The organism is Stenotrophomonas sp. CASM106 (assembly GCF_049384825.1).
Lineage (GTDB): Bacteria > Pseudomonadota > Gammaproteobacteria > Xanthomonadales > Xanthomonadaceae > Stenotrophomonas > Stenotrophomonas muris.
Map to the genome: position 1 here is coordinate 370,453 of NZ_JBMRFS010000005.1, position 23,640 is coordinate 394,092.

Consider the following 23,640-nt stretch of genomic DNA (forward strand, 5'->3'; position numbering starts at 1 on the left):
TTCCCACCGGGAACGGGCTCTGACCCCTTCACCTGATCGCCAGGCAGAAGCAGTCGAGCATGGCTCGACTCTACAAAAGCGTAGTTCGATCATTCCGACGTTCATCCACGCATGGCGTGGATCTACCGTGTCGACCAAGGTCGACACCCACCAGAGCAGAACGCCGTGCCGACAGATCACAGGAAACTGTCGAAGGCGGGGTGGGTCCGGTTGAGGGGGTGTGAGCGGCATGGATGCCGCGACCAAGCCCCCATGGATGGGTTTACGGCGTCCCCCTCAACCGGACCTACCCCGCCATCCCACGGAATGCCAGCCTTTGACGTTGCCGTTGAAGTTGATTCGGCAAGTGCAGGGCGCAGCCCTGCCGCCACACCTATTCCGCGATCAACACCAGCCCATCCGGGAACACGATTGCCGCTTCATCGGCACTCACATCGAAGAAGCCCACGCCGTGCTTCTCGGCCAGGTCCTGCACGCGCCCGTGCGCACGTTCGGCTACCGAATAGGAAAACGCGCCGTAGATCACCTGCTGGCCGATGCTGTACTCGGTCACCTCGGCACGGTCGTCATCGTCGTTGCTCAGCGGCCCGTTCAGTGGCGGGAAGTCCTGCGCCATCTCCGCGAACCACGCCTGCAGCGCCGGGCTGCTGACCGCCGGGTCGTCATACTCGTGGCGCTCGTTCCACTGCGTCTGCTTTTCGAACCAGGCGATGAAAGCTGCCGCCTCGCGTGGTGCGGCGCTGGCCTCGAACACCATCATGTCGTAACTCATTGGAGCTTCCTGTGCAGAGCAGGGGTCAGAGCCTTCGCCCGCAGCGAAGGATCCGACCCCGGCAACGGGGTCTGTGGACGCACAGGGTATCGCGCTACGGCTGTTCGGCTGCACTCATGGCCAGGCCCGGCGCCAGCGCCTTCGCCTCCGGGAACAGCGCGAAGCGCAGGCCGATCAGGCCCATCAGCGCCTCGTCGCGTGCCTTGCAGGCGGCTACGCTGCCGACCCGTCCCAGCGAGGTATCCAGCCGCTCGCGCAATGCGTCGGCCGCCACCATCGGCTTGCGTGCGGCAATCTGCCGCCGGTAGTGCGCGGCGATCTCCTCAAGAATGTGCTCGACCGCTTCGCGGCTGCGCTCGGGCAGTTCCAGCCGCGCGCGGCGCAGCTGCAGGATGTTCAGGCCAATGCGCGCTTCGTTGAGCATATCCACCGAGGCGATGTCGCTGCCCTCCGGGGTTGCCGCCAGGCGCGGCGCGAGCAGGCCCAGCAGGTCGAGCATGCGTGCGGCGAAGCGCTGGCGGTCCTGCTGGCCGCGCCCTTCGGCGGCCTCGGCCAGCGTAGTCCAGCCCTGCCGCACCAGCCGGCGCGCGGTCCACTCGGCACCCACCGAACGGAACAGGCGGGTCATCACCACCGCAAAGCCAATGCCGATGAACATCGCGATCGACGAGTTGAGGAAGGTCTGGATGTTGGCGCTGTAGGTGTTCTGCAGGCTCAACAGCGCGGCCAGGTTCACCGTCAGCGGCAGTGCGAACAGCGCGCTCTTGGGGTGGTGCAGCATCAGCCCCAGCGGCAGGAACGCCACCGCCAGCACCAGCGCCAGCAGGCCGAAGTCGTGCACGGCCGGGAACACGCCGAACAGGTACACGCCTGCCACCACCGAGGCGACCATGGCCCACACCAGGAACGACACCATGCTCGGTGCCGGGTCGTCCTGCGCGGCGAAGAACGCCGCGGTCACCGCGGCCATCATCGCGCCGTTGCCACCGCCCTCCCAACCCAGCGCGATCCACAGCACGCAGTAGCTCATCAGTGCCACGCCGGCACTGAGCGCGGAGAACAGCGCCATGCCGTAGTCGACGTGCTTGTCGGCGGCCACGCGTTCGGTACGGATGCGGTAATGCGCGCGGTCCAGCGGCGCGGTGCCGTGGTCGATGGCGTGCTGCAGGGTGCGGCAGTCCTGCCACAGGTCCACCAGTTCCTCCAGGCGCAGCAGCAGGCTGGCCAGCTGCAGATGCTGCAGGTCGCGGTCCACCTGCGGCTTCAGCGCGCTGATGCGCGCGCGCAGGCGGGCGTATTCACTGGCGTTGGTCGGGCCATCCAGCCAATCGTGGATGTCATCGACCAGCGCCGGCAGCCCTTCGGGCAGGGCCTGGCCGTCGCTGCGCAGCGCACTCAGGCGATCGGCAATCGAGGACAGCACTGGCAACAGCAGCAGCATGCGCTCACGCAGGCGCTCCATCGACACCGCAGACCCGGCATGGCGCGGATCATCGCGGCGCAGGAATTCGATCAGTGCCTCGAACTGCACCAGGTCGGCGGCCAGCCGGTTGCGCGGCGCGTGCGCGCGTCCACGTTCAAGGATCTGCCGGCACCACTGCGCGGCGTCCTCCATCCAGTTGCCGATGCGCGCGCGCAGCATCGGGCGTACCGAGGCCGGGAACAGCAGCGAAGCGGCCAGCACCGCCACGACCGTGCCGAGGATGATCTCCTCGCTGCGTGCCACCACCGTGTCGAAGATGGTCTCCGGCGAAGTCACCGCAGGGAAACCGATGAAGGCGGTGGTGTAGCCGGCCAGCAGGAACGCGTAGCCGCGCGGGCCGCGGTTGAGCAGGGCCATGAACAGGCAGCCGGCCAGCCAGATCGACATGGCCGCGCTCAGCACCAGCGGCGTCTCCACCAGCGCCGGCAGCACCAGCAGGGTGGCCAGGCCGGCCACCAAGGTGCCGACGATGCGGTACACGCCCTTGGCCCGGGTCGGGCCCAGCAGCGGCTGGCTGACGATGTACACCGTGCCCATCGCCCAGTACGGGCGCGACAGGTTGCCGGCCATGGCGATGTACAGCGCGGCCACTGCGGCCAGGTAGGTCTTGATCGAGAACAGCCAGGCCTGGCGGTCGGTCAGCGCGTTCATGGTTTACTTCGCTGCGGTCGAGGCGTTGGGCGCGGTGGCGCTTGCCTGCCAGCCACCGCCCAGCACCAGGAACAGGTGGATCTGGTCGCGCGAGACCTGCGCTTCGGCGGCCGCCAGGGTGGCATCGCTGGTGGCCAGGCTGCGGTCGGCATCCAGGCTGGACAGGTACGGCGTGCGGCCGCCCTGGTACAGCCGGCGGTTCTGCTCGGCGGCCAATGCGGCCTGTTCCTGCGCAGTGCGCAGCGACTGCAGCCGGCGCAGGTCCTGCGCATAGCGGTCCAGCGCGGTCTGGGTCTCGCGCAGCGCCTGCAGCACGGTGTGGTCGAACTCGGCCAGCGCGGCATCGGCGCCCGCCTCGGCGGCGTGGATGCGTGCGTGCGTGCCGGAGGACGGCAGCGTCCACGAGATCAGCGGGCCGATCGACCACTGCTGGGTCATCGGCGTGCCGAAGTCTTCCAGCAGGCCGGCGGCACCCACCGAGGCACCCAGGCGGATGTCCGGGTACAGCTCGGCGGTGGCCACGCCGATCCGCGCGGTGGCCGAGGCCAGCTTGCGTTCGGCCTGGCGCACGTCCGGACGGCGCTGCAGCAGCGCACGCCCATCACCGACCGGCAGCGGCTGCGCCAGGCTGGGCGCGTGCGCGCAGTCGATCACGCCGGCCGGCAGCTGGCCCGGGGTCTGCCCGAGCAGGGCGGCCAGCGAATAGGCGGCCGCCGAACGCTGCGCGCGCAGCGGCGGCAGCGCGGCTTCCAGCAGCGCGACCTGGGCATTGGCGCGGGCCAGTTCCGGCGGCGTGCCACGGCCAGCCGCGATCAGGCGCTCGGTGACCGTACGGCTGCGTTGCTGCAGCTGCAGCGAATGTTCGGCCACGTGCAGCTCGTGGTTGGCGTGGCAGATTTCCAGATAGCTGTCGGCCACCTGCGCGACCACGCTGACCTGGGCCAGGTCGCGCGCGGCAGCAACGGACTGCTCGTCGGCACGCGCTGCCTCGGCGCCGCGCTTGAGCTTGCCGAACAGGTCGAACTGGTAGCTGACCGCGAACTTGCCATCGGCCAGGTTGATCACCGGCAGCTCGTGCTCCTGCAGGAACGATTCGGCCGACAGCTGCGCGCGGCTGACCCCGGCCTCGGCCTCGTACTCGAAGCCACCGGCGTCCAGCGCCTGCTCGTACACCGCCGCGGCACGGCGCAGGTGTGCATCGGCGGCCTTCAGCTCGACGTTGTCACGCAGCGCCTGCGTGATCAGGCCGTCCAGCACCGGGTCGTTGTACAGCGACCACCAGCGGTCGGGCAGCGCCTGGTTGGCGGCCACCTGCGGGTTCTGCGTATCGATGAAGGCCGCATTGGCCTGCGGGCGCTTGAAGGCCGAGCCTTCCGGCAGGGCGTAATCCGGGCCGACGGTCTTGCAGGCCGCCAGGCTGGCCAGCGCAACGATCAGGCCGAGACGGGGCAGGGCGGCGTTCACAGGCCCGCCTGTGTCGGCGCAGTGCCGGCCTTGTCGTTGTGCGGATGGCGGCCGGTGTCCACGGTCACCGTGGCGGTACGGCCGGCGATCAGTTCCACGCCCTTGGGTACTTCGTCGATGGCGATGCGCACCGGAATGCGTTGTGCCAGCCGCACCCAGTCGAAGGCCGGGGTCACGTTCGGCAGCAGGGTGCTGCCGTTGCTGCGGTAGCGGTCTTCGATGCCGGCGGCGATGCTCTCCACATGGCCACGCAGCGGGGCCGACTCGCCCATCAGGCGGATGTCCACGCGCTGCCCCGGGGCCACGCCGCGCAGGCGGGTTTCCTCGAAGTAGCCATCGATGCGGAACGAGCCGGTATCCAGCAGCGCCAGCACCGGCTTGCCGGCTACCACGTAGTCGCCCACGCGCAGGGTGCGGTCGTTGACCCGGCCATCGGCCGGTGCGCGCACTTCGGTGCGGCCCAGGTTGAGCTCGGCCAGGTCGACCGCCGCCTGTGCGGTGGCCAGCGCAGCCTGTGCGGCCTGCAGCTTGGCGCGGCGCACTTCGGCGTCCTCGGCGGCGACCAGGTCCTGCAGGCTGCGGTCACGGCCGATCTCGCGGCGCAGCTGCGCCACCGATGCCTGGCGCTCGGCCAGGTTGGCGCGGGCCTGCTCCAGCGCGATGCGGTAGCGGGCACGGTCGACCACGAACAGCAGGTCACCCTTCTTCACCGCCTGGTTGTCGGCCACCTGCACCGTTTCCACCAGCCCGGACACGTCCGGCGCCACCTGCACCACGTCGGCGCCGACATGGGCATCGCGGGTCCACGGCTCATCCATGTAATAGACCCACAGCTGGCGCAGCACCAGCAGGGCGATGATCACGGCTGCGCTGGTGAGCAGCACCGGCAGGGTCTTCTTCACGATCTTGTTCACGATTGCATCCAACGCAGGAGGTGGAACAGCAGGCCAAGCACGATCCCGTACAGGGCCAGGTTGAACAGCGCCGGGTGCCATACGTGGCGATAGGCGCCGGCACGCTGCAGCAGCGCGTGCAGGCCGCTGTTGACCAGGTAGGCCAACAACATCAGCCCGAGCAGGGTCGGGACGAACACTCCGTGGAGACTGAATTCACCGGGCATCGGTAGGGGCGGGGGCGAGGTGGGGGAGGGGAGGAACAACGAAACAACAGCAACGGGTAAAAGCCGCTGGCGTGTGCACGGCAGCGGCGGTATTCGGGGGCAGCGGTCTTACGTGATGCGGTCGGCGGCCTCGGCCAGCAGGCGCCATGCCTTCAGCACGGCGTGCAGTTCATCCATGGAAAGCTCGCCGAACACGTCCTGGCGCAGGCCGATCAACTGGTCTTCCAGCTCGCTGACCAGCGCATGGCCCGCGTCGGTCAGCCACAGCAGGTTGGCGCGGCGGTCGCTGGCGTCGCTCTCGCGGCGGACCAGGTCGCTGGCGCACAGCTTGTCCAGCAGGCGCACCAGGGAAGGACCCTCCATGCCCAGCTGCTGGGCCAGCGCCACCTGGCGGATGCCACCGCCGGAGCGGCCGATCATCAGCAGGGGCATGGTGCAGGCGGTGGAGATGCCGTAGCTGCCGAGCCGGCTGTCGGCCAGGCGCTGCCACTGCCGCCCTGCGTACAGCAGGCCGGAGCTGAGCTGCATCTGCAGCACGGTGCGCTCGTCGAGGGGTCGGTCCATAAGAGATAGATAGGATACTACTAATTTCATTCCTATCAATAGGTTTTTCTGAATGGGGGTGTAGTGGGGAAAGCGTTGCGCCTGCCTGGTGTCGGGTGGGGCAGCGGGGGCCGGACGGTGCAGGACACGCCGCAAGTACGTCCCTGTAGGCTCGGCCGCGGCATCCATGCCGCGGACGGTCCTGCCCCGCCCGGCCCCCGCTGCCCTCCCATCACCCCGCGAGCGCGGTGGGTTGGCTCTTTAAAGGCAGGAGCAGTGCGGACCAACGGCCCGCACCCACCGCAGCAGCGGCCCGCGGTGCTTCCGAAGCCATGAATCCCCGCTTTTGCCCCCGCTTTCGGGCGGTCCGGCCGCGCCCGCAGGAAACCGTCGGAGAGGGGGAGGGGCAGGCCGGGCAGGACCGTCCACGGCATGGATGCCGTGGCCGAGCCTACAGGGACGTACTTGCGGCGTGTCCTGCCCGGCCTGCCCCTCCCCCCTCTCGCTCAGCAGCAACGAGGCGCCGGAAGAACCCCCCGATGAACCGTCCCAACAGGACGACCCACCCCCCGGTCGGGTACGATGCTCGCCCCCCGTTCGGGACGCTGTACGCAATGAGCAAGAACAACGAAAAGGCCGCCCCGCAGGGCGACGTGACCCAGGACCAGGCCGAGGATGCCGTGCGCACCCTGCTGCGCTGGGCCGGTGAGGACCCGTCCCGCGAAGGCCTGCTGGATACCCCCCGCCGTGTCGCCGAAGCCTATGGCGACTGGTTCAGCGGTTACCGCGACGACCCGCGCGCCTACATGGAGCGGACCTTCGAGGAAGTGGCCGGCTACGACGAACTGATCGTCCTGCGTGACATCGAGTACGAAAGCCACTGCGAGCACCACATGGCGCCGATCATCGGCCGCGTCCACGTCGGCTACCTGCCGGCCGGCAAGGTGGTGGGCATCAGCAAGCTGGCCCGCGTCGTCGAAGCCTACGCCCGCCGTTTCCAGGTGCAGGAGAAGATGACCGCGCAGATCGCCCAGTGCATCCAGGATGTGCTGCAGCCGATCGGCGTCGGTGTGGTCGTCGAAGGTGCCCACGAATGCATGACCACCCGCGGCATCCACAAGCGCGGCGTCAGCATGGTCACCTCGAAGATGCTGGGCAGCTTCCGCGACGACGCGCGTACCCGCGCCGAGTTCCTGCGCTTCATCGAAGTGGGCGGCAAGCGCTGAGCCGCTTGACCGCACTGCGCCGGCCTCTGCGGGCCGGCATGCCCACGGCTGCCCGCGCGGCCGCCGCGGGCGGCTGCTCGTCCCCGCCAGCCCTCATGACTCCTTTCGCTGCATGAAGCACCGCGAACGCATCTCCCGTTACCGCCATCTGCGCGAACAGCCCCAGTGGAAGCTGCTTGCCGCCGACCACGCCCCGGAAATCATCGGCCTGCTGCAGGGGCTGCTGATGGACGGCGAGCGCACGCTGCCGTCGTCGGTGCTCAACGAGCGCCTGCAGCGTGCGCTGGACCAGCTCAACGGCGACGAACTGTCGCGTGAGCTGCCGCGTACCGCGCAGGCCTACATCGCGCACTGGCTGGCCCAGGGCTGGCTGGAACGCCGCCTGCCCGAAGGCGCCGACCAGGAGCAGTACGAGCTGTCGACTGCGGCACTGCAGGCCATCCGCTTCGCCGATGGTCTTGAGCAGGCCCGCGTGGCCGCCACCGAAAGCCGCCTGGCGCTGGTCATCGAACAGCTCTCGCAGTTGGCCGCGCAGACCGAATCGGATCCGGACGCACGCCTGTCGGCACTGCGCGACGAGCGCGACCGCATCGACGCCGAGATCGCCCGCGTCGGCGCCGGCCGCGTGGTCGCGCTGGATGGCAAGCGCGCGCTGGAGCGTGCGCGCCAGATCATCGGCCTGGCCGACGAGCTGACCGAGGATTTCCGTCGCGTGCGTGACGATTTCGAGCAGCTCAACCGCGACTTCCGCGAACGCATCATCGACGACGAGGGCGAGCGCGGCGATGTGCTGTCGCAGCTGTTCGAAGGCGTGGATGTGATCGGCGAGAGCGATGCCGGTCGCAGCTTCCAGGCCTTCTGGCGCCTGCTCAACGACGCCGAACAGAGCGCCCAGCTCGATGCCGCGCTGGAAGCGGTGCTGGCGCGTGGCTTCGCCCGCCGCCTGGACCGTAACGAACGCAACTTCCTGCGCGGCTTCACCAGCACCATGCTCGAGCGCGGTGGCCAGGTGCACGACGTGCTGCAGAATTTCGCGCGCAGCCTGCGTGGCTTCGTGCAGAGCCGTGGCTATCTGGAACAGCGCCGCCTCAACCAGCTGCTGAAGCAGGCGCAGTCCGAAGCGCTGGCCCTGCGCGACGAATTCCCCGCACAACGCGGCATCGGCCGCGACCTGCAGCTGACCACCAGCCGCCTGCGCTCGTGGTCGCAGTGGAAGCTGCACGATCCGCGCAGCGCCCAGGTCGATGGCAACGTCGAGTACAACGACGCCGCAGCCATCAGCCTGGAGAGCGTCGGTGATCTGGTCGCTTCGTCTGAAATCGACTTCCGCACCCTGCGCCGCGACCTGCACGACCTGCTCGATGCACAGCCGCGGCTCAGCATCGCCCAGGCACTGTCGCAGCGCGAAGCACCGCAGGGTCTTGGCAGCGTCATCGGCTACCTGTCGCTGGGCACCCGCTTCGGCAACGTGATCGCTGGTGAGCAGGAGCTTGCCGAATGGCGTGGTGGCGACGGCCAGGTCCGTCGCGCCCGCATCCCGCTGGTTTGGTTCACCCAGGAGAGACGCCATGAGCTGGCATGAAGATCCCATCGACGCACCGCAGGCCGACGTGGCGGAAGACGCCTACGAAGCCGAACCGGTGGCGGCCGTGGCGCAGCCCCGCCGTGGCAATGACGTGTATTATCTCGGCGACACCGGGCGCCTGCCGCTGGATGCACGCCGCGCGCTGTGCCAGCTGCTGATCGGCCCCAGCATCGACCAGTTGCGCCACGCCAAGCTGTGGCCGGCACTGATCCGCAGCGAGGCGGCCATCCGCTCCTCGCTGGCGGACCTGTTCCTGGAACTGGTGCTCGACCGTGACAGCGGCGTGGCCTTCACCCGCCAGGCCGACACCGAAGACGTTGATGCGCCGGTGTTGCTGCGCACCTCGCCGCTGACCTTCATCGACTCGGTGCTGCTGCTGTACCTGCGCCAGCAGCTGGCCGAGGCCGATGCGCGCGGCAACCGCGCGGTGGTCGCCGACGCCGAGATGGCCGAAGCGCTGGCCATCTACGAGAAGAACCTGTCCACCGACCGCGCCGGCTTCAATCGCCGCGTCGCTTCGGCGGTGCAGAAGATGAAGGACAACCACATCCTGACCCGCCTCAGCGGCCAGGAAGACCGCCACGAAGTCTCGCCGGCGCTGAAGCTGCTGTTCTCCGCCGAAGACGTATCCCAGCTTTCGGCGGTCTACCGCCAGCTGCGTGAAACCCCGGCCGCCGAGGCCTGAGAGACCCGACCATCGCATGGCTATCTCCAAGCACACTCCCGCCCTGTTCAACGAAGGCCTGCCGGACCCGCGCCTGCAGCAGTTCCGCATGCGTCGCCTGCAGGTACACAACTGGGGCACGTTCAACGGACTGACCGAAGTACCGATCGCCGAGCGTGGCTTCCTGTTCGTCGGCCGTTCCGGCTCGGGCAAGTCGACCCTGCTCGATGCCATGTCCGCGCTGCTGACGCCGCCGGCCATCGTCGATTTCAACGCCGCCGCGCGTGAAGCCGAGCGAAGTGGCCGCGACCGCAACCTGGTGTCCTACGTGCGTGGCGCGTGGGCCGACCAGCAGGACAGCGGCACCGGCGAAATCGCCACCCAGTACCTTCGCAAGGGCGCGACCTGGACTGCGCTGGTGCTGGAGTACCGCGCCGGCGATGGCCGCGTGGTCAGCCTGGTGCGCCTGCTGTGGATCTCCGGCAACGGCACCTCGGCCGGCGATGTGCGCAAGCACTACATGATCGCCGAGCGTCCGTTCGACATCGCCAAGGATCTTGGCGGCTTTGACCTGGACCTGCGCAAGCTCAAGCAGAAGCTGCCTGACCTGCACCACTTCGACACCTTCTCCGGCTACGCCGAGCGCTTCCGCGACCTGCTCGGCATCGACAACGAGATGGCGCTGCGCCTGCTGCACAAGACGCAGTCGGCGAAGAACCTGGGCGACCTCAACGTCTTCCTGCGCGACTTCATGCTCGACACGCCGAAGACCTTCGACGCCGCCGAGCGCCTGGTCAGCGACTTCGCCGAACTCGATGGCGCGCACCAGGCCGTTGTCACCGCCCGCCGCCAGGTGGAGACCCTGCTGCCGGCACGCGCCTACTACAACGACCTGAAGGAAATGCACCGCCGGCGCGGCGACGACGAAGCCCTCAAGCTTGGCGTCGACAGCTTCCGTGAAAGCCGCCGCCAGGCGCTGATCGAGGCGCGCCTGCGCGAGATGGACGTGCGTGACCGTGGCCTGCTCGGGGAAGAAGCCCAGCGCCGTGCCGCACTGGACAACCACACCGAGCGCCTGGCCGAACTGGAACTGCAGCGTCGCCAGCAGGGCGGTGAGCGCATCGAGGAACTGGAACGCGAGCAGGGCCGCGCCGAAGCCGAGCGTGACCGCCGCCAAGCCAAGCGCGAGCAGGCAAGCCTGGCCGCGCAGCAGCTGGGGGCTGAACTTCCGGACGACGCACACGGCTTCGCCGAGCTGGTCGAGCGTGCGCAGAACGAACTGCAGGACCGCCAGCGTGCCTCTTCGGCGCTGGACGATGCGATCAGCGATCGCCTGGGTGGCAAGCGCGATGACGAGCGCCGTTTCGGCGAAGTCCGTGCGGAACTCGAAGCGATGCAGCGCACGCCCTCCAACATCCCTGCGCCGATGCAGAAGCTGCGCGCGCGCCTGGCCGAGGAAACCGGCATTGCCGAGGCGGCGCTGCCGTTTGTCGGCGAGCTGATCCAGGTCCGCTCGGAAGAGCAGGGCTGGCAGGGTGCCATCGAGCGTGTGCTGGGTGGCTTCGCGCTGTCGCTGCTGGTCGATGACAAGCACTACAACGACGTCGCCGAGTGGGTGAATCGCACTCACCTGGGCATGCGCTTCACCTACTACCGTGTGCGCCGCAACGATGATGCGTTCGCGCGCGAGCCGTCGGCGAAGTCGCTGCTGCACAAGCTGGAGCTGCGCGAGCACGTATTCGAAAGCTGGCTGCGCCGTGAGCTCGGCAAGCGCTTCGACTACGAGTGCGTGGATGCCAAGCAGCTGCGCAACGTCGACCGCGGCATCACCCGAGAAGGCCAGGTCAAGCATCCCGGCGACCGCTTCGAGAAGGACGACCGCAGTGCGGTGGGCGACCGCCGTCGCTGGATCCTCGGCTTCAACAACCACGACAAGGTGGGCGCCTTCGAGCGCGAAGCCCAGGAACTGGCCAAGCGCATCGCCAGCTGCGAGACCGACATCGCGCGCCTGCGTGGGCAGCGTGACCGCGACAACGAGCGCCGGCTGGCCTGCCACGAGCTGGTCAGCATCAGCTGGAACGAGATCGACATCGCCGCCCCGCAGCAGCGCCTGACCGATATCGAGGCCACCCTGCGCGACCTGCGCGAAGGCAATGCCGACCTGGCCAAGCTGGCCAAGCAGATCGACGCCGTGCGCGCCGACATCGAGCAGGCCCGCCGCACCTATGAAGACGTCCGCGTCGAGCGCGGCCAGCTGGTCAAGGAACGCGATCGCCTCGACCGCGCTCGCCAGCAGAGCCGTGCGCTGGTGCTGCCGAGCCTGGCCCAGGAGCAGGAAGCCGGGCTCGCCGAGCGCCTGCAGGAGCAGGGCCCGCTCAGCCTGGAAACGCTGGAGGCGCACATGCGCCAGGTCAGCAACGCGCTGAACGAGCAGCTGTCGACCTCGCAGCAGGACCTCAACCGCATCGAGAACCAGCTGATCGGTTGCTTCCGTCGCTTCATCCAGCAGTGGCCGGAGGAATCGGGCGACTTCACCGTATCGGTGGCCTCGGCCGAGGATTTCCTTGCCCGCCTCGAGCGCCTGGAGCGCGACGGCCTGCCGCAGCACGAAGAGCGCTTCTTCGATCTGCTGCAGAACCAGAGCAAGAACAACCTGCTGGCCCTGCAGCGCCACAGCGCCGAGGCCCGCAAGTCGATTGGCCAGCGCCTGGACGAAGTGAACGCCAGCCTGGAGCAGGTGCCGTTCAACCGTGGCACGCTGCTGACCATCGAACTGAGCGACCGCCGCCTGCCGGAAGTCGGCGAGTTCCACCTGCAGCTGCGCGAGGTGCTGGCGCAGCAGCAGACCGAGCAGCGCGAGCTGGCCGAATCGCAGTTCACCGTGCTGCGCCAGCTGGTCAACCGCCTGGGTTCGCAGGAAGGCGAGGACAAGCGCTGGCGCGAGCTGGTGCTGGACGTACGCATGCACGTGGAGTTCATCGGCGTCGAGCTGGATGCGGAAACGCGCCAGCAGGTCGAGATCTACCGTAGTGGCGCGGGCAAGTCCGGTGGCCAGCGCCAGAAACTGGCCACCACCTGCCTGGCTGCGGCACTGCGCTACCAGCTCGGCGGCGCCGACAGCCAGCTGCCCAGCTACGCCGCCGTCGTGCTCGACGAAGCCTTCGACAAGGCCGACAACGAGTTCACCGCGCTGGCGATGAACATCTTCGACAACTTCGGTTTCCAGATGGTGGTCGCCACCCCGCTGAAGTCGGTGATGACGCTGGAGCCGTTCATCGGTGGCGCCTGCTTCGTCGAGATCAGCGGCCGCCACGACTCCGGCGTGCTGCTGATCGAGTACGACGAAGAAGGCAAGCGCCTGAAGCTGCCCGAGCGCAGCCGCCAGCAGGCCAACGAACCGGAAGAAGCCGAAGCCTGACCCGGTCGATTGAATGGGGGTGCCGGCCCGCGGCCGGCACTACCCATGGGCGGGGTTCATGACCCGATCGGATGGGGATGCCGGCCAGCGGCCGGCATTGCCCATGGGCGGGGTTCATGACCCGGTAGTGCCGGCCGCTGGCCGGCAACCGCATTCACGCACCGCGGAAGGTATCCCACGCCATCCGCGCGATCAGTACCACCACCAGCCCCACGAACAACTTGCGGATGAACGGCGTGCCGCCCTTCAACGCCAGGCGCGTGCCCACCACCGAGCCGATGATGTTGGCCGCCGCCATCGGCAGCGCGAACAGCCACAGGATGTTGCCGGTCGGTACGAAGAACGAGATTGCCGCCACATTGGTCGCCAGGTTCACCACCTTCGACGCCGCTGACGCACGCAGGAAATCCAGGCCGAAGAAGCGCACGAACAGGAAGATCAGGAAGCTGCCGGTGCCCGGCCCGAAGAAGCCGTCGTAGAAGCCGATCGCCGCACCGATCGCCAGCGCGATCGCCAGTTCGCGGCGGCCGATCTCCTGCGGCCGGTGCAACGCGCCGAAGTCCTTCTTCCACAACGTGTAGGCCAGCATCGCGATCAGCAGCACCAGCACCAGTGGGCGCACCGCGTCCTTGGGCAGCAGGCTCACCGCGGTGGCCCCGGCGAAGGAGAAGATGAAGGCGGTACCGGCCGCGAACAGTACCGGCTTCCACGGGAAGCGCACGTTGCGCGCATAGCGCCAGGCGGCCGCACCGGTACCGAACATCGAACTGAACTTGTTGGTACCGAACAGCATCGCCGGCGTCTGCTGCGGCAGCACCGTGAACAGGCCGGGCAGCTGCACCAGGCCACCGCCACCGACAGCGGCATCCACAAGGCCGGCGATGAAGGCGATCACCACCAGCCACCACAACTCAGGGGGAACCAGTTCCAGCACGGCGATCAATCAAGGAGGGGGCGCGACAGCATACGCCTGTCCTGCTCCGGGCGACTGCGGCCCCGCGTGGATCAATCCCGGCAACCCGGCGACAATGCCGGCATGAGCCGAAAACCCGCCGATCCCTGCCCCTGTGGCCTTCCCGCCGACTATGCCGCCTGCTGTGGCCGTTTCCATGCCGGTGAAGCCGCGCCTGATGCAGAGCACCTGATGCGTTCGCGCTACAGCGCCTATGTGCGTGGCCTGGCTGACTACCTGCGCCAGTCCTGGCATCCGGACACGCGTCCGGCCGAGCTGTCGCTGGACGATGCCCCCGGCCAGCGCACCCATTGGCTGGGCCTGACCGTGCACGAGCACACCGTCACTGGCGCTGACAGCGCCGAAGTCCGCTTCACCGCGCGCTACCGCATCGGCGGCGGCAGCGCGGTGAGGATGACCGAGCACAGCCGCTTCCAACGCATCGACGGCCGCTGGTACTACCTCGACGCGGTCTGAGCACTACGCGCTGTGCGCTGCCAGAACGCGCTGGCCGCCGTGCGCGCGCACCTGGTTGCGGCCCCCGTCCTTGGCCACATACAGGGCCTGGTCGGCGGCCTTGACCACGGCCATCGGCCGCGGATCCACGCGGCTGTCGGCCAGCCCGATGCTCACCGTCACCTGTACCACCTGGCCGCTGCCACCGCGTCCCCGCCGCTGGCGGCCGGCTTCGTCGTCACGGCTGCGGGTGCTGCGGTCGCGAAGCTGCATGCGGGTGTCCTCGATGCTCTGCCGCAATGCTTCCACGGCATCGACACAGGCTGCCGCCGGCCGGTCCAGGAACACCACCGCGAACTCCTCGCCGCCATAGCGGAACGCACGGCCACCGTCGCCCACCCGCGCCAGCCGCGACGCCACCAGGCGCAGCACATCGTCGCCGGTGTCGTGACCATGGGTGTCGTTGAATGACTTGAAGTGGTCAACGTCCACCATCGCGATGCTGTAGGTACCGCGTGCCCGCTGCAGGGTCTCGTTGAACGCCCGTCGCCCCGGCAGGCCGGTCAGCTCATCGCGGAAGGCCATGTGGAAGGATTCCTGCAGCATCGCGCCCAGCATCAGCAGCAGGGCGGCACTGCTCAGCGCCGGCAGCAGCACCGGCTGCAGGAAGATCCGCGGCAGCATCCACCACAGGCACAGCAGGGCCAGCAGCATTGCCGTGTGCAGTGGCCGCGGATGCCGCCAGGCCTGCCAGCCCAATGCTGCGGTCGCCAGCAGGAACAGCAGCGCCGGCAACTGCGCCAACGCGTTCCAGTTGGCGGGAATCCAGGCCCAGTGACGGTTCGACAGCAGATCGTGCATGCCCTGCGGCTGCTGTGCCGCCAGCAGCAGGAAGATCATCAGCGCCGCGCCGCACACTACGCCGCGCAGCAGCAGGTCCTGGCGTCGGCGGCCGCGTTCCGGCCATAGTGCCAGTCCGGCGAACAGCAGCGGCACCCACGCCGAGATCGCGTGGAAGCGCAGCGGGGTCAGGGCGTCGACATGGCCGCTGCGCAGGTAGCCACCGACGTCCCAGTGCAGCAGGGCGAATACCACCGCCACCAGCAGCAGCAGGCACAACGTGCGCATCTGGTGGTAGAGCAGGGCCAGGCCTGCACCGAGACAGGCCAGCAGCCAGGGCAGGATGCGCTGCGCCGGGCTGGCGACATCCTCGGTGCCCAGCGCCATCCACAGCACCAGGACGACCAGCACGGCGGGCAGCACGAACAGGTAATGCGCAGGCTGGCGGAGCGGATGCAGGGGCACGCGGTAAGTCCAGTGCGGTGACGATGCGGCCGCAACATTGCCGTTAGCGGCGTCCCCACGCGCTTCTTGAATGCGCGTGCCCGCTGTCATGTGAACGTGGTGATGTGGTGCCATGACGTTGCGCTCACCGTCCTGCGCCGATGCTTCCGGCATGGACAGCGTACCCACCGCCGTCGCTGCCCCGCAGCGCGATCTCGCCCGCCGCTTTGCACAGGTGCGGGCGCGCAGCCTGCAGCTGGCCGCGCCGCTCAGTGCCGAGGACGCCATGCTGCAGAGCATGGCCGACGCCAGTCCCAGCAAGTGGCACCTGGCCCATACCACCTGGTTTTTCGAACGCTTCGTGCTGGCCGGTTTCGCCACCACGCCCGCGCATGACCCGGCCTGGGACTATCTGTTCAACAGCTATTACAAGAGCATCGGCCCGGCGCATGCGCGGCCGCAGCGCGGGCTGCTGTCGCGGCCCTCGCTGCAGCAGGTGCGCGACTACCGGCAACAGGTCGACATGCAGGTGCAGTCACGGCTGGCAGCCGGTGACCTCGACGCGCAGGCGCTGCACCACCTGCAGTTGGGTCTGCAGCACGAACAACAGCACCAGGAACTGCTGTTGACCGACATCAAGCATGCGTTCTGGTGCAATCCACTGCAGCCACCGTATCGCGACGACCTGCGGCCCGTTGCCAGCATCGCCGCGACGCAGGGCTGGATCGAATCGCCCGAACGCATCGTCACCGTCGGTGCTGCGGCATGGCCCCGGCACGCCGCCTTCGCCTACGACAACGAATCGCCGCCGCACCGCGTGCTGCTGCCCGCGCATGCCCTGGCCGAGCGTCCCGTCAGCAATGCCGAGTACCGCACCTTCATCGAGGCAGGGGGGTACCGCGAACCGCGCTGGTGGCTCAGCGAAGGCTGGGCGCTGCGAGAAGCCGAAGGCTGGCAGCACCCCCTGTACTGGGATGATGCCCTGCAGCGCGAGTACACCCTGGGTGGTTGGCGCGAGCTGGACCCGCACGCGCCGGTCTGCCACCTCAGTTACTACGAGGCCGATGCCTGCGCCCGCTGGGCCGGTGCGCGCCTGCCCAGCGAGTTCGAGTGGGAAGCGGCCGCCGCGTCGCAGCCCCTGCGCGGTCATTTCGCCGATGACGATCACCTGCACCCGCAGGCAGCCGGGGGCAGTGGGCTGCGGCAGCTGTTCGGTGATGTCTGGGAATGGACCGCCAGCGCCTATGGTGCCTACCCGGGCTTCCGCTCTTTTGACGGCAACCTCGGCGAATACAACGGCAAGTTCATGTGCGGGCAATGGGTGCTGCGCGGCGGCAGCTGTGCCACGCCCCGTGGCCATGTGCGCGCCAGCTACCGCAATTTCTTCATGCCGCCGGCGCGCTGGCAGTTCTCCGGACTGCGCCTGGCCAGGGACCTCATATGAGCACGGTGCATGACGCGCTGCAGGCGCTGACCGACCTGACCCCCAGCCGCCAGCAGATCCTGGCCGATGCGCTGGCCGGTCTGTCATGCGCATCGCGGCAGCTGCCTTCCAAGTACTTCTACGATGCCCGCGGCTCGCGTCTGTTTGAACAGATCACCCAGACCCGCGAGTACTACCCCACGCGCACCGAGCTGGCGCTGCTGGCCCGGGTGCTGCCCGATATCGCGCGCGTGGTCGGCCCGCGCCTGCATGTGGTCGAGCTGGGCAGCGGCAGTGGCCGCAAGACCGCGTTGCTGCTGGCCGCGCTGCAGGATCCGGTGGCCTATACGCCGATCGAGATCTCGCGGGCCGCACTGCTGTCCAGCATCGACCACCTGGCGCCGGCGCTGCCCGAGGTCGAGATGCTGCCGGTCTGCGCGGACTTCACCCGCGCCGTCGCCGTGCCCATGCCCGAACGCGAACCCGCGCGACGGCTGCTGTTCTTCCCCGGTTCCACATTGGGCAATTTCGCCGAAGCGGAGGCCGTCGCCCTGCTGCGGGCGATGCGCCAGACGATGGGCCGCGACGGCCTGGCCCTGATCGGCATCGACCTGCACAAGGACACGGCGCTGATCGAAGCGGCCTACAACGATGCGCAGGGCGTCACTGCGGCATTCACCCTCAATCTGCTGGCCCGCCTCAACCGCGAGATCGGAAGCGATTTCGATCTCGATGGATTCCGCCACCGCGCCCGTTACAGCACCGCGCGGCTGCGCATCGAAACCGACCTGGTCAGCCAGTGGCCGCAGGACGTCCACCTCGGTGGCCGCACCTTCCACTTTGCTGCCGGTGAACCCATCCGCGTCGAGTACAGCCACAAGTACACCGATGACAGCTTCGAGGCGCTGTTGCAGCAGGCGGGCCTGCAGGTCGCACAGCGTTGGGATGCCGAAAGTCCCGCCTATGGCCTGCGCCTGCTGCGCGCTGCCTAGGGGGGTGCAGCAGGCGCCCCTTCAGGTTCAGCCGCACTGCTGCCCCTAAGATGGCCGTGCAACGGCAACACGGAGGACGCCATGCCCATTCTGACCACGCTCGGCCTGGCGGCCGCCCTCGCGTCGACCCCGACGCTGCCTGCGGCCCCTGCCGCCAGCAACGATCCGGTGTTCAGCCGCTGCCTGGCGGGCCTGCAGGCCACCGCCGCAACCCAGGGCATCGGCGCCGACCGTTTCAACGAGATCACCACCGGACTCACGCCGGACCCGAGCGTGCTCGGACTGCTGGACGCACAGCCGGAATTCACCACGCCGATCTGGGATTACCTGGCCGCGCTGGTCGACCGCCAGCGCGTCGATGATGGCCGCACCCTGCTGCAGCAACATCGCGATCTGCTCGATCGCGTCTCCGCGCAGTATGGCGTCGACCCGGCCACCATCGTCGCGGTCTGGGGGGTGGAGAGCGACTATGGCCGCGTCTTCGGCAAGCGCCCGCTGCTGCAGTCGCTGGCCACGCTGTCCTGCGCCGGCCGCCGCCAGGCCTTCTTCCGCGGCGAACTGCTGGCGCTGCTCAAGCTGATCGACCGCGGCGACCTGCAGGCCCAGGGGCTCACCGGTTCCTGGGCCGGTGCCTTCGGGCATACGCAGTTCATGCCCAGCACCTACACACGTATCGCGGTCGATGGTGATGGCGATGGCCGCCGCGATCTGGTCGGCAGCATTCCCGACGCGCTGGCGTCCACCGCCAACTACCTCAAGCGTGCGGGTTGGCGCAGTGGCGAACCGTGGGGCATGGAGGTCCGTGTTCCCCCCGGTTTCAATGCCAGCCAGGCGGGCCGCACCCAACGTAGAGCCCTCGCCGATTGGCGCGTGCAGGGCGTGACCGCGCTGGATGGCAGCGCGCTGGTGCCGCCCAATCTGCCGGCCGACGCGCGCGCCGCCCTGCTGCTGCCGGCCGGCATCAAGGGCCCGGCGCTGCTGGTGTTCCGCAACTACGATGCGATCTACAGCTACAACGCCGCCGAAAGCTATGCACTGGCCATCGCCACGCTGGCCGACCAGCTGCGTGGCGGCACCGGCCTGGCCACCGCCTGGCCGACCGATGATCCTGGCATCGGCCGCGATGAACGCCGCCAGCTGCAGACCCTGCTGCTGGCCCGCGGCCACGACATCGGCAGCGCGGACGGCATGATCGGCACCGCCACGCGCCGCGCGATCCAGGTCGAGCAGCAGCGCCTGGGCTGGGCCAATGCGGATGGGCGCGCCGGCCAGCGCATCCTGCGCGCGTTGCAGCAGGAGGCAGCCGCAGGGGCGCCTGCCACCCGCTAGACCTTGCCGATCACAGGCTGGCCGCGACATCATCGCCGCGGTCTTCAAGGAGCGTCATAGCATGCAGTCGAACCCGGACATCAGCACCGGCCTGTACCACGGGCTCGAGGCCTGGCAGATACGCACGCCCAGCGCCACCGCGGCCATCAGCGTGTTCGGTGGACAGCTGCTGTCGTTCATCCCGGAGGGGCAGCCGGACCTGCTGTGGCTGTCGCCGAAACGGGCCGGGCTGCCCACGCCGATCCGGGGTGGCGTTCCAGTGTGCTGGCCGTGGTTCGGTCGCCAGGGCCAGAGTGATGACGTGCCGGCACACGGCCTGGTACGCACCGCGCGCTGGGAGCTGCTGCAGGCCCGCCAGGACGATGACGGTGAACTGGAGCTGCAGCTGGCGCCCCTGTCGATTGCCGAGTGTGGCCTGCGCCTGCAGATGCAGCTGCGCATCGGTCGCCAGTTGCGCCAGCAGTTGACCACCGAGAACACCGGCCCGTCCCCGATGACCTTCACCCAGGCCCTGCACAGCTACTTCCGGGTGGGCGATGCCCGTCGTGTCGAGGTTGATGGCCTCGATGGCCTGCACTATCTGGACAAGTACGAGGATTACACGCAGCTGCGCCGGCAGCAGGGGCCCTGGTCGCTGCGTGACCCGCGCGATCCGGGGCGCAGCGACCGCATCTATACCGGTGCCGGTGGCCACTACGTGCTTCGCGATCCCGTCCTGCAGCGGCGGATCGAGATCCGCAGCGAAGGCAGCCAGACCCTGGTGGCGTGGAATCCGGGCGCGGAGGCGGCGGCGAAGATGGCCGATGTCGGCGACGGTTGGCACGATTACGTGTGCCTGGAAGTAGCCAATGCCGGGCCGGAGCAGATTGCCCTTGCACCCGGCGCGCGCCACCAGCTGGTGCAGGTACTGGCCAGTGAACCGCTGCAGGCCGTGGCGGGGTGTTCGGAGTAACCATGGGATCGACAGGAATGGATGGCATGCAGGACGCACAGTGGTGGTACGCCAACAGCAAGCAGAGCGAAGGGCCGGTGGACCTGGCCGGGCTGCGCCGTCTGCAGCAGGACGGCACGGTAACCGCCCGTACGCTGATGTGGCGGGAAGGAATGGCATCGTGGCGGCCGCTGGCCGAGCTGGATCCTTCGGTGGCGCCGATGGATCCGACCCCGCCGTCGATTGAACCGGCGCAGGCCGTCAGCGCCAGCGGCGCATCGACCGCTGATCCGTCCGACCCCTATCGTGCGCCGGCAGCTTCGCCGGTGGCCGCGACCGCGCCGCAGCTGGAAGGCGACATCGCCTTGTACGCCGCCGTGGTCGGCGGCAACTTCCCGATCTATCGACAGCGCTGGCGGCTCGACCAGGGCATTGCCGACGGCAACGGCAACGGCAACGGCACCTGGCACTGGCCGGCGTTCCTGATCGGCGTGATCTGGATGGTGTACCGCAGGATGTACCGGCTGGCGGCGATCTGGGCCGGCGTGCTGGTGTTCTTCAGCATCGCCGAGGCGTTGCTGGGCGTTCCGGAAGGCGTGTCGACGGTCATCACCCTCGTCATCAACATCACCGCCGCGGTGTATGCCAACCGCTGGTACCTGGCGCATTGCCAGCGTGAGATCGCCCGCGCGCGCGCGTTGGTGGGAGATGACGGGGCGCGCCTGCGCAGCGAGCTGGCCAGACGGGGTGACACCAATGCACTGGCAGCGGCGGTGGTGGCCATCGCCGTCGTTGCGGTGATGCTGGTGGGGCAGGCGCTGGCAGGCTGAGGCCGGGAAGGCTTCAGATCCGGCGGTGGCTGCCGCTACCGCGGGATCATCCTGGGCAAGGAATCGCCAACATGAATCATCTGGATACTCCGCCGGTTTCCCCGGCGGATGACAATCCCTATCTTGCGCCCGCCACAGAGGTGGACGACGCGCCCCCTCCGTCCGACGCGGACTACCTGAACCTCCTCGTCGGCCCCAACGCGGCGCTCTATCGCCAGCGCTGGCACCTGGGCAGCCCGGTGCCGAAGCCGCCGCGACCGTGGCACTGGCCCGCCTTCCTGGTGCCGACGTACTGGCTGCTGCACCGGAAGATGTACCTGGCAGCCATCCTCTTCGAGCTGGTCCTGATCGGCATCGCGCTGCTGGCGGCCCGCGCCAACCCGCTGCTCACGGTGGCGTTGCTGGCGGTGCCTCGGTTCGCCATCGCGGTGACCGCCAATACCCTGTACCTGCGCTACTGCACGCGACTGCTGGGCAAAGTGAAGGCTGCCCACGCCGGGCAGCACAACCGCATCCGTGCCGAACTGCAGCGTCGTGGCGGCACCTGCGTGTGGGCGGTGGTGATCGGCATGGCGGCCAACGCGGTGATCAATACCGTCGCCCGCATGGCGGCCTGATCATGCCGGCCTGATAGGGTTGCTCAGGCCGCTGTCCGTGCCCGCAACACCAGCAGGCACAGTGCACCGGCCAGCAGTCCCCAGAACGCCGAACCGATCCCGGCCAGGGAGACCCCCGAGGCGGTGACCAGGAAGGTGACGAGTGCAGCCTCGCGGTCACGCTCCACCGCCAGGGCGCTGGCCAGGCTGTTGCCGATGGTGCCGAACAGCGCGATACCGGCCACGCAGGCCACCAGCTCCCTGGGGAAGGCCGCGAACAGTGCGGCCACCGTGGCGCCGAACAGCCCGATGACAATGTAGAAGGCGCCGGCCGCCATCGCTGCGGTGTAGCGGCGCGCCGGATCCTCGTGCGCATCGCGGCCCATGCAGATGGCGGCGGTGATCGCCGCCAGGTTCAGTGCATACGCACCGAACGGCGCCAGCAGCGTATTGACTACACCGATCCAGCCGATCAACGGCGACACCGGGGCGTCATAGCCGGACGCGCGCATCACCGCCACACCGGGAATGTTCTGCGAGGCCATGGTGACCACGAACAGGGGCAGGGCAATGCCGGCCACGGCCGTCCACGACAGCGAGGGCGTCACCCACTGCGGGATCGCCAGTTGCAGATGCACCTGCTGGGCGTGCAGCAGGCCACGGCTCGCGGCGACGGCGATGCCGACCAGCAACGTGGCGATCACCGCATAGCGCGGGAACAGCCGGCGCCCGGCCAGCCAGGTGGCGAACATTGCCAGCGCGAGCACCAGCTGGGTGTTCATGGCGACGAACACATCCAGCCCGAAGCGCAGCAGCACACCGGCCAGCATGCCGGCGGCCAGCGCCATCGGTACCCGTTGCATCAGTCGCGCGAAGACCCCCGAGAAACCCGCAAGCAGGCCCAGCACGGCGGCCAGCAGGAATGCGCCCGTGGCCTCGGAGAGCGAAGCACCGCCGGCACCCACCACCAGCATCGCTGCACCCGGGGTCGACCACGCTGTCACCACCGGCACCCGATAGCGCAGCGACAGGCCAATGCAGGTCACGCCCATGCCCAGCCCCAGCGCCCACATCCAGGAGGCGATCTGCGCCTGGTCGGCACCGATGGCCTGTGCCGCCTGGAACACGATCACGGCCGAGCTGGCGAAGCCCACCAGTACCGTAATGAAGCCAGCGACGATTGCCGGCATCGAAAGATCGCGCCACCACGCGCGCCGCACCTGCATGCTCATTGTCCTGTCTCCACTGTGCATCCCTGCATTGATAAGGGTTGCGGCGTTGACCGCGCAACGCGCGGGCAACGCCGCAGTGATCTTCGAGCGTACGTCATGCGTGATGGCGCGGTGCTTCTGTCATCACGCTGCAAAAAAGCCTTGACGAAATCCGCAGGATCTCTAGAATTCGCTCCCTTGCTGCAGCGCATCGCTTCCCCGGAAACGACACGCGAACAGCGACGCCACCACCGACGTACGAGTTGATCGAACGAAGGTGTTGACGGACTCGAAAAGTCCGGCATAATAGGCGGCTCGCGACGACGAAAGGCCCTCGGGTCCAACGACGAAGCAGCATCGGCAACAACGTCCACTCCGGTGAGACGGCCTTGAAAAAAGGTGTTGACGAAGCGGAAAAGCCGGCTATAATGGGCGGCTCGCTACGAAGGAAACTTCGCAGCACACGGGAACGGCGCTGAGGCCACTTCCCCGGATCTTTGAAAGTATGCGCAGGTATCTTGTGAAGGCGCCTGCAGGAAGGATGATTGTCCATCTTGCAGACGTTTGATCAAGCAACTATTATTTGTTTTAAAGCAAGCGATACGTTGCCAGAATCAATCATCTGCAGCTTTAAATTTTGATCTTCGGATCATGTAGTTTTAAGTGAAGAGTTTGATCCTGGCTCAGAGTGAACGCTGGCGGTAGGCCTA

The 23,640-nt window shown here is 68.2% G+C and carries 20 protein-coding genes; 11 read left to right on the plus strand and 9 right to left on the minus strand.

Annotated features, from left to right (window positions below; translation table 11 throughout):
• Nucleotides 1–373: 373 nt before the first annotated feature.
• The 6 genes from VG556_RS14850 to VG556_RS14875 form a co-directional block, all read right to left on the minus strand.
• Nucleotides 374–772 carry a hypothetical protein gene (locus VG556_RS14850; protein WP_100450826.1) on the minus strand — a complete coding sequence of 133 codons (399 nt, stop codon included), beginning with the start codon at nucleotides 770–772 and terminating at the stop codon, nucleotides 374–376.
• A 94-nt stretch (nucleotides 773–866) separates the two neighbouring features.
• Nucleotides 867–2,906, minus strand: a complete 2,040-nt coding sequence (locus tag VG556_RS14855; RefSeq protein ID WP_014648929.1) for an FUSC family protein — start codon at nucleotides 2,904–2,906, stop codon at nucleotides 867–869.
• A gap of 3 nt (nucleotides 2,907–2,909) precedes the next feature.
• A complete protein-coding gene (locus tag VG556_RS14860; protein WP_100450825.1) occupies nucleotides 2,910–4,370 on the minus strand; it encodes an efflux transporter outer membrane subunit in 1,461 nt (486 codons plus the stop codon).
• The gene (locus VG556_RS14865) at nucleotides 4,367–5,284 is read right to left on the minus strand and encodes an HlyD family secretion protein (RefSeq protein WP_049442557.1); all 918 of its coding nucleotides are present in this window, start codon (nucleotides 5,282–5,284) and stop codon (nucleotides 4,367–4,369) included. Before VG556_RS14865 ends, VG556_RS14860 begins: the two co-directional genes overlap by 4 nt.
• A complete protein-coding gene (locus VG556_RS14870) occupies nucleotides 5,281–5,490 on the minus strand; it encodes a DUF1656 domain-containing protein (RefSeq protein ID WP_010487502.1) in 210 nt (69 codons plus the stop codon). The genes VG556_RS14865 and VG556_RS14870 overlap by 4 nt, the downstream gene beginning before the upstream one ends.
• Before the next feature lie 108 nt (nucleotides 5,491–5,598).
• On the minus strand, nucleotides 5,599–6,054 hold the full coding sequence (locus VG556_RS14875) for a MarR family winged helix-turn-helix transcriptional regulator (protein ID WP_012481667.1): 456 nt from the start codon (nucleotides 6,052–6,054) through the stop codon (nucleotides 5,599–5,601).
• 593 nt (nucleotides 6,055–6,647) lie between these two features.
• Between VG556_RS14875 and folE the strand changes: the two genes are divergently transcribed.
• The 4 genes from folE (at nucleotide 6,648) to VG556_RS14895 (ending at nucleotide 12,926) form a co-directional block, all read left to right on the plus strand.
• Nucleotides 6,648–7,259 (plus strand): GTP cyclohydrolase I FolE, encoded by a 612-nt coding sequence (gene folE, locus VG556_RS14880; RefSeq protein WP_004141296.1) that lies wholly within the window; start codon nucleotides 6,648–6,650, stop codon nucleotides 7,257–7,259.
• Between the two features lie 112 nt (nucleotides 7,260–7,371).
• Nucleotides 7,372–8,841 carry a DUF3375 domain-containing protein gene (locus tag VG556_RS14885; protein ID WP_032960145.1) on the plus strand — a complete coding sequence of 490 codons (1,470 nt, stop codon included), beginning with the start codon at nucleotides 7,372–7,374 and terminating at the stop codon, nucleotides 8,839–8,841.
• On the plus strand, nucleotides 8,828–9,529 hold the full coding sequence (locus tag VG556_RS14890) for a DUF4194 domain-containing protein (protein ID WP_005421303.1): 702 nt from the start codon (nucleotides 8,828–8,830) through the stop codon (nucleotides 9,527–9,529). The genes VG556_RS14885 and VG556_RS14890 overlap by 14 nt, the downstream gene beginning before the upstream one ends.
• A 16-nt stretch (nucleotides 9,530–9,545) precedes the next feature.
• Nucleotides 9,546–12,926: an ATP-binding protein gene (locus tag VG556_RS14895; protein WP_069118226.1), complete on the plus strand. Its 3,381-nt coding sequence runs from the start codon at nucleotides 9,546–9,548 to the stop codon at nucleotides 12,924–12,926.
• 154 nt (nucleotides 12,927–13,080) lie between these two features.
• Here the strand turns inward: VG556_RS14895 and VG556_RS14900 are convergent, their stop codons facing one another.
• Nucleotides 13,081–13,860 carry a sulfite exporter TauE/SafE family protein gene (locus VG556_RS14900; protein WP_032960169.1) on the minus strand — a complete coding sequence of 260 codons (780 nt, stop codon included), beginning with the start codon at nucleotides 13,858–13,860 and terminating at the stop codon, nucleotides 13,081–13,083.
• A gap of 102 nt (nucleotides 13,861–13,962) precedes the next feature.
• Here VG556_RS14900 and VG556_RS14905 point away from each other — a divergent pair, with 102 nt between their 5' ends.
• Entirely contained in the window at nucleotides 13,963–14,355 is a 393-nt protein-coding gene (locus tag VG556_RS14905) for a YchJ family protein (RefSeq protein ID WP_041863982.1), read from the plus strand.
• Between the two features lie 3 nt (nucleotides 14,356–14,358).
• Here the strand turns inward: VG556_RS14905 and VG556_RS14910 are convergent, their stop codons facing one another.
• Complete coding sequence (locus VG556_RS14910; protein ID WP_100450822.1) at nucleotides 14,359–15,639, minus strand: GGDEF domain-containing protein; 1,281 nt, start codon at nucleotides 15,637–15,639, stop codon at nucleotides 14,359–14,361.
• A 151-nt stretch (nucleotides 15,640–15,790) separates the two neighbouring features.
• Here VG556_RS14910 and egtB point away from each other — a divergent pair, with 151 nt between their 5' ends.
• The 6 genes from egtB (at nucleotide 15,791) to VG556_RS14940 (ending at nucleotide 21,740) form a co-directional block, all read left to right on the plus strand.
• On the plus strand, nucleotides 15,791–17,062 hold the full coding sequence (egtB, locus tag VG556_RS14915) for an ergothioneine biosynthesis protein EgtB (RefSeq protein WP_100450821.1): 1,272 nt from the start codon (nucleotides 15,791–15,793) through the stop codon (nucleotides 17,060–17,062).
• Entirely contained in the window at nucleotides 17,059–18,033 is a 975-nt protein-coding gene (egtD, locus tag VG556_RS14920) for an L-histidine N(alpha)-methyltransferase (protein WP_100450820.1), read from the plus strand. The genes egtB and egtD overlap by 4 nt, the downstream gene beginning before the upstream one ends.
• Before the next feature lie 81 nt (nucleotides 18,034–18,114).
• Nucleotides 18,115–19,362 carry a lytic murein transglycosylase gene (locus VG556_RS14925; RefSeq protein ID WP_100450819.1) on the plus strand — a complete coding sequence of 416 codons (1,248 nt, stop codon included), beginning with the start codon at nucleotides 18,115–18,117 and terminating at the stop codon, nucleotides 19,360–19,362.
• Between the two features lie 61 nt (nucleotides 19,363–19,423).
• Entirely contained in the window at nucleotides 19,424–20,314 is an 891-nt protein-coding gene (locus VG556_RS14930) for a D-hexose-6-phosphate mutarotase (protein WP_100450818.1), read from the plus strand.
• A 26-nt stretch (nucleotides 20,315–20,340) separates the two neighbouring features.
• Entirely contained in the window at nucleotides 20,341–21,123 is a 783-nt protein-coding gene (locus VG556_RS14935) for a GYF domain-containing protein (protein ID WP_100450817.1), read from the plus strand.
• Between the two features lie 71 nt (nucleotides 21,124–21,194).
• A complete protein-coding gene (locus VG556_RS14940; protein WP_100450816.1) occupies nucleotides 21,195–21,740 on the plus strand; it encodes a DUF2628 domain-containing protein in 546 nt (181 codons plus the stop codon).
• A 23-nt stretch (nucleotides 21,741–21,763) separates the two neighbouring features.
• Here VG556_RS14940 and VG556_RS14945 read toward each other — a convergent pair whose 3' ends face one another.
• Entirely contained in the window at nucleotides 21,764–22,951 is a 1,188-nt protein-coding gene (locus VG556_RS14945) for a benzoate/H(+) symporter BenE family transporter (protein WP_100450815.1), read from the minus strand.
• Nucleotides 22,952–23,640: the final 689 nt, after the last annotated feature.

What these genes read in the sequence shown, in the direction of transcription:
- VG556_RS14850 (WP_100450826.1), bottom strand. Translation starts at nt 772, where the DNA reads ATGAGTTACGACATGATGGTGTTCGAGGCCAGCGCCGCACCACGCGAG.
- VG556_RS14855 (WP_014648929.1), bottom strand. Translation starts at nt 2,906, where the DNA reads ATGAACGCGCTGACCGACCGCCAGGCCTGGCTGTTCTCGATCAAGACC.
- VG556_RS14870 (WP_010487502.1), bottom strand. Translation starts at nt 5,490, where the DNA reads ATGCCCGGTGAATTCAGTCTCCACGGAGTGTTCGTCCCGACCCTGCTC.
- VG556_RS14875 (WP_012481667.1), bottom strand. Translation starts at nt 6,054, where the DNA reads ATGGACCGACCCCTCGACGAGCGCACCGTGCTGCAGATGCAGCTCAGC.
- folE (WP_004141296.1), top strand. Translation starts at nt 6,648, where the DNA reads ATGAGCAAGAACAACGAAAAGGCCGCCCCGCAGGGCGACGTGACCCAG.
- VG556_RS14885 (WP_032960145.1), top strand. Translation starts at nt 7,372, where the DNA reads ATGAAGCACCGCGAACGCATCTCCCGTTACCGCCATCTGCGCGAACAG.
- VG556_RS14890 (WP_005421303.1), top strand. Translation starts at nt 8,828, where the DNA reads ATGAGCTGGCATGAAGATCCCATCGACGCACCGCAGGCCGACGTGGCG.
- VG556_RS14895 (WP_069118226.1), top strand. Translation starts at nt 9,546, where the DNA reads ATGGCTATCTCCAAGCACACTCCCGCCCTGTTCAACGAAGGCCTGCCG.
- VG556_RS14905 (WP_041863982.1), top strand. Translation starts at nt 13,963, where the DNA reads ATGAGCCGAAAACCCGCCGATCCCTGCCCCTGTGGCCTTCCCGCCGAC.
- egtB (WP_100450821.1), top strand. Translation starts at nt 15,791, where the DNA reads ATGGACAGCGTACCCACCGCCGTCGCTGCCCCGCAGCGCGATCTCGCC.
- egtD (WP_100450820.1), top strand. Translation starts at nt 17,059, where the DNA reads ATGAGCACGGTGCATGACGCGCTGCAGGCGCTGACCGACCTGACCCCC.
- VG556_RS14925 (WP_100450819.1), top strand. Translation starts at nt 18,115, where the DNA reads ATGCCCATTCTGACCACGCTCGGCCTGGCGGCCGCCCTCGCGTCGACC.
- VG556_RS14930 (WP_100450818.1), top strand. Translation starts at nt 19,424, where the DNA reads ATGCAGTCGAACCCGGACATCAGCACCGGCCTGTACCACGGGCTCGAG.
- VG556_RS14935 (WP_100450817.1), top strand. Translation starts at nt 20,341, where the DNA reads ATGCAGGACGCACAGTGGTGGTACGCCAACAGCAAGCAGAGCGAAGGG.
- VG556_RS14940 (WP_100450816.1), top strand. Translation starts at nt 21,195, where the DNA reads ATGAATCATCTGGATACTCCGCCGGTTTCCCCGGCGGATGACAATCCC.
- VG556_RS14945 (WP_100450815.1), bottom strand. Translation starts at nt 22,951, where the DNA reads ATGAGCATGCAGGTGCGGCGCGCGTGGTGGCGCGATCTTTCGATGCCG.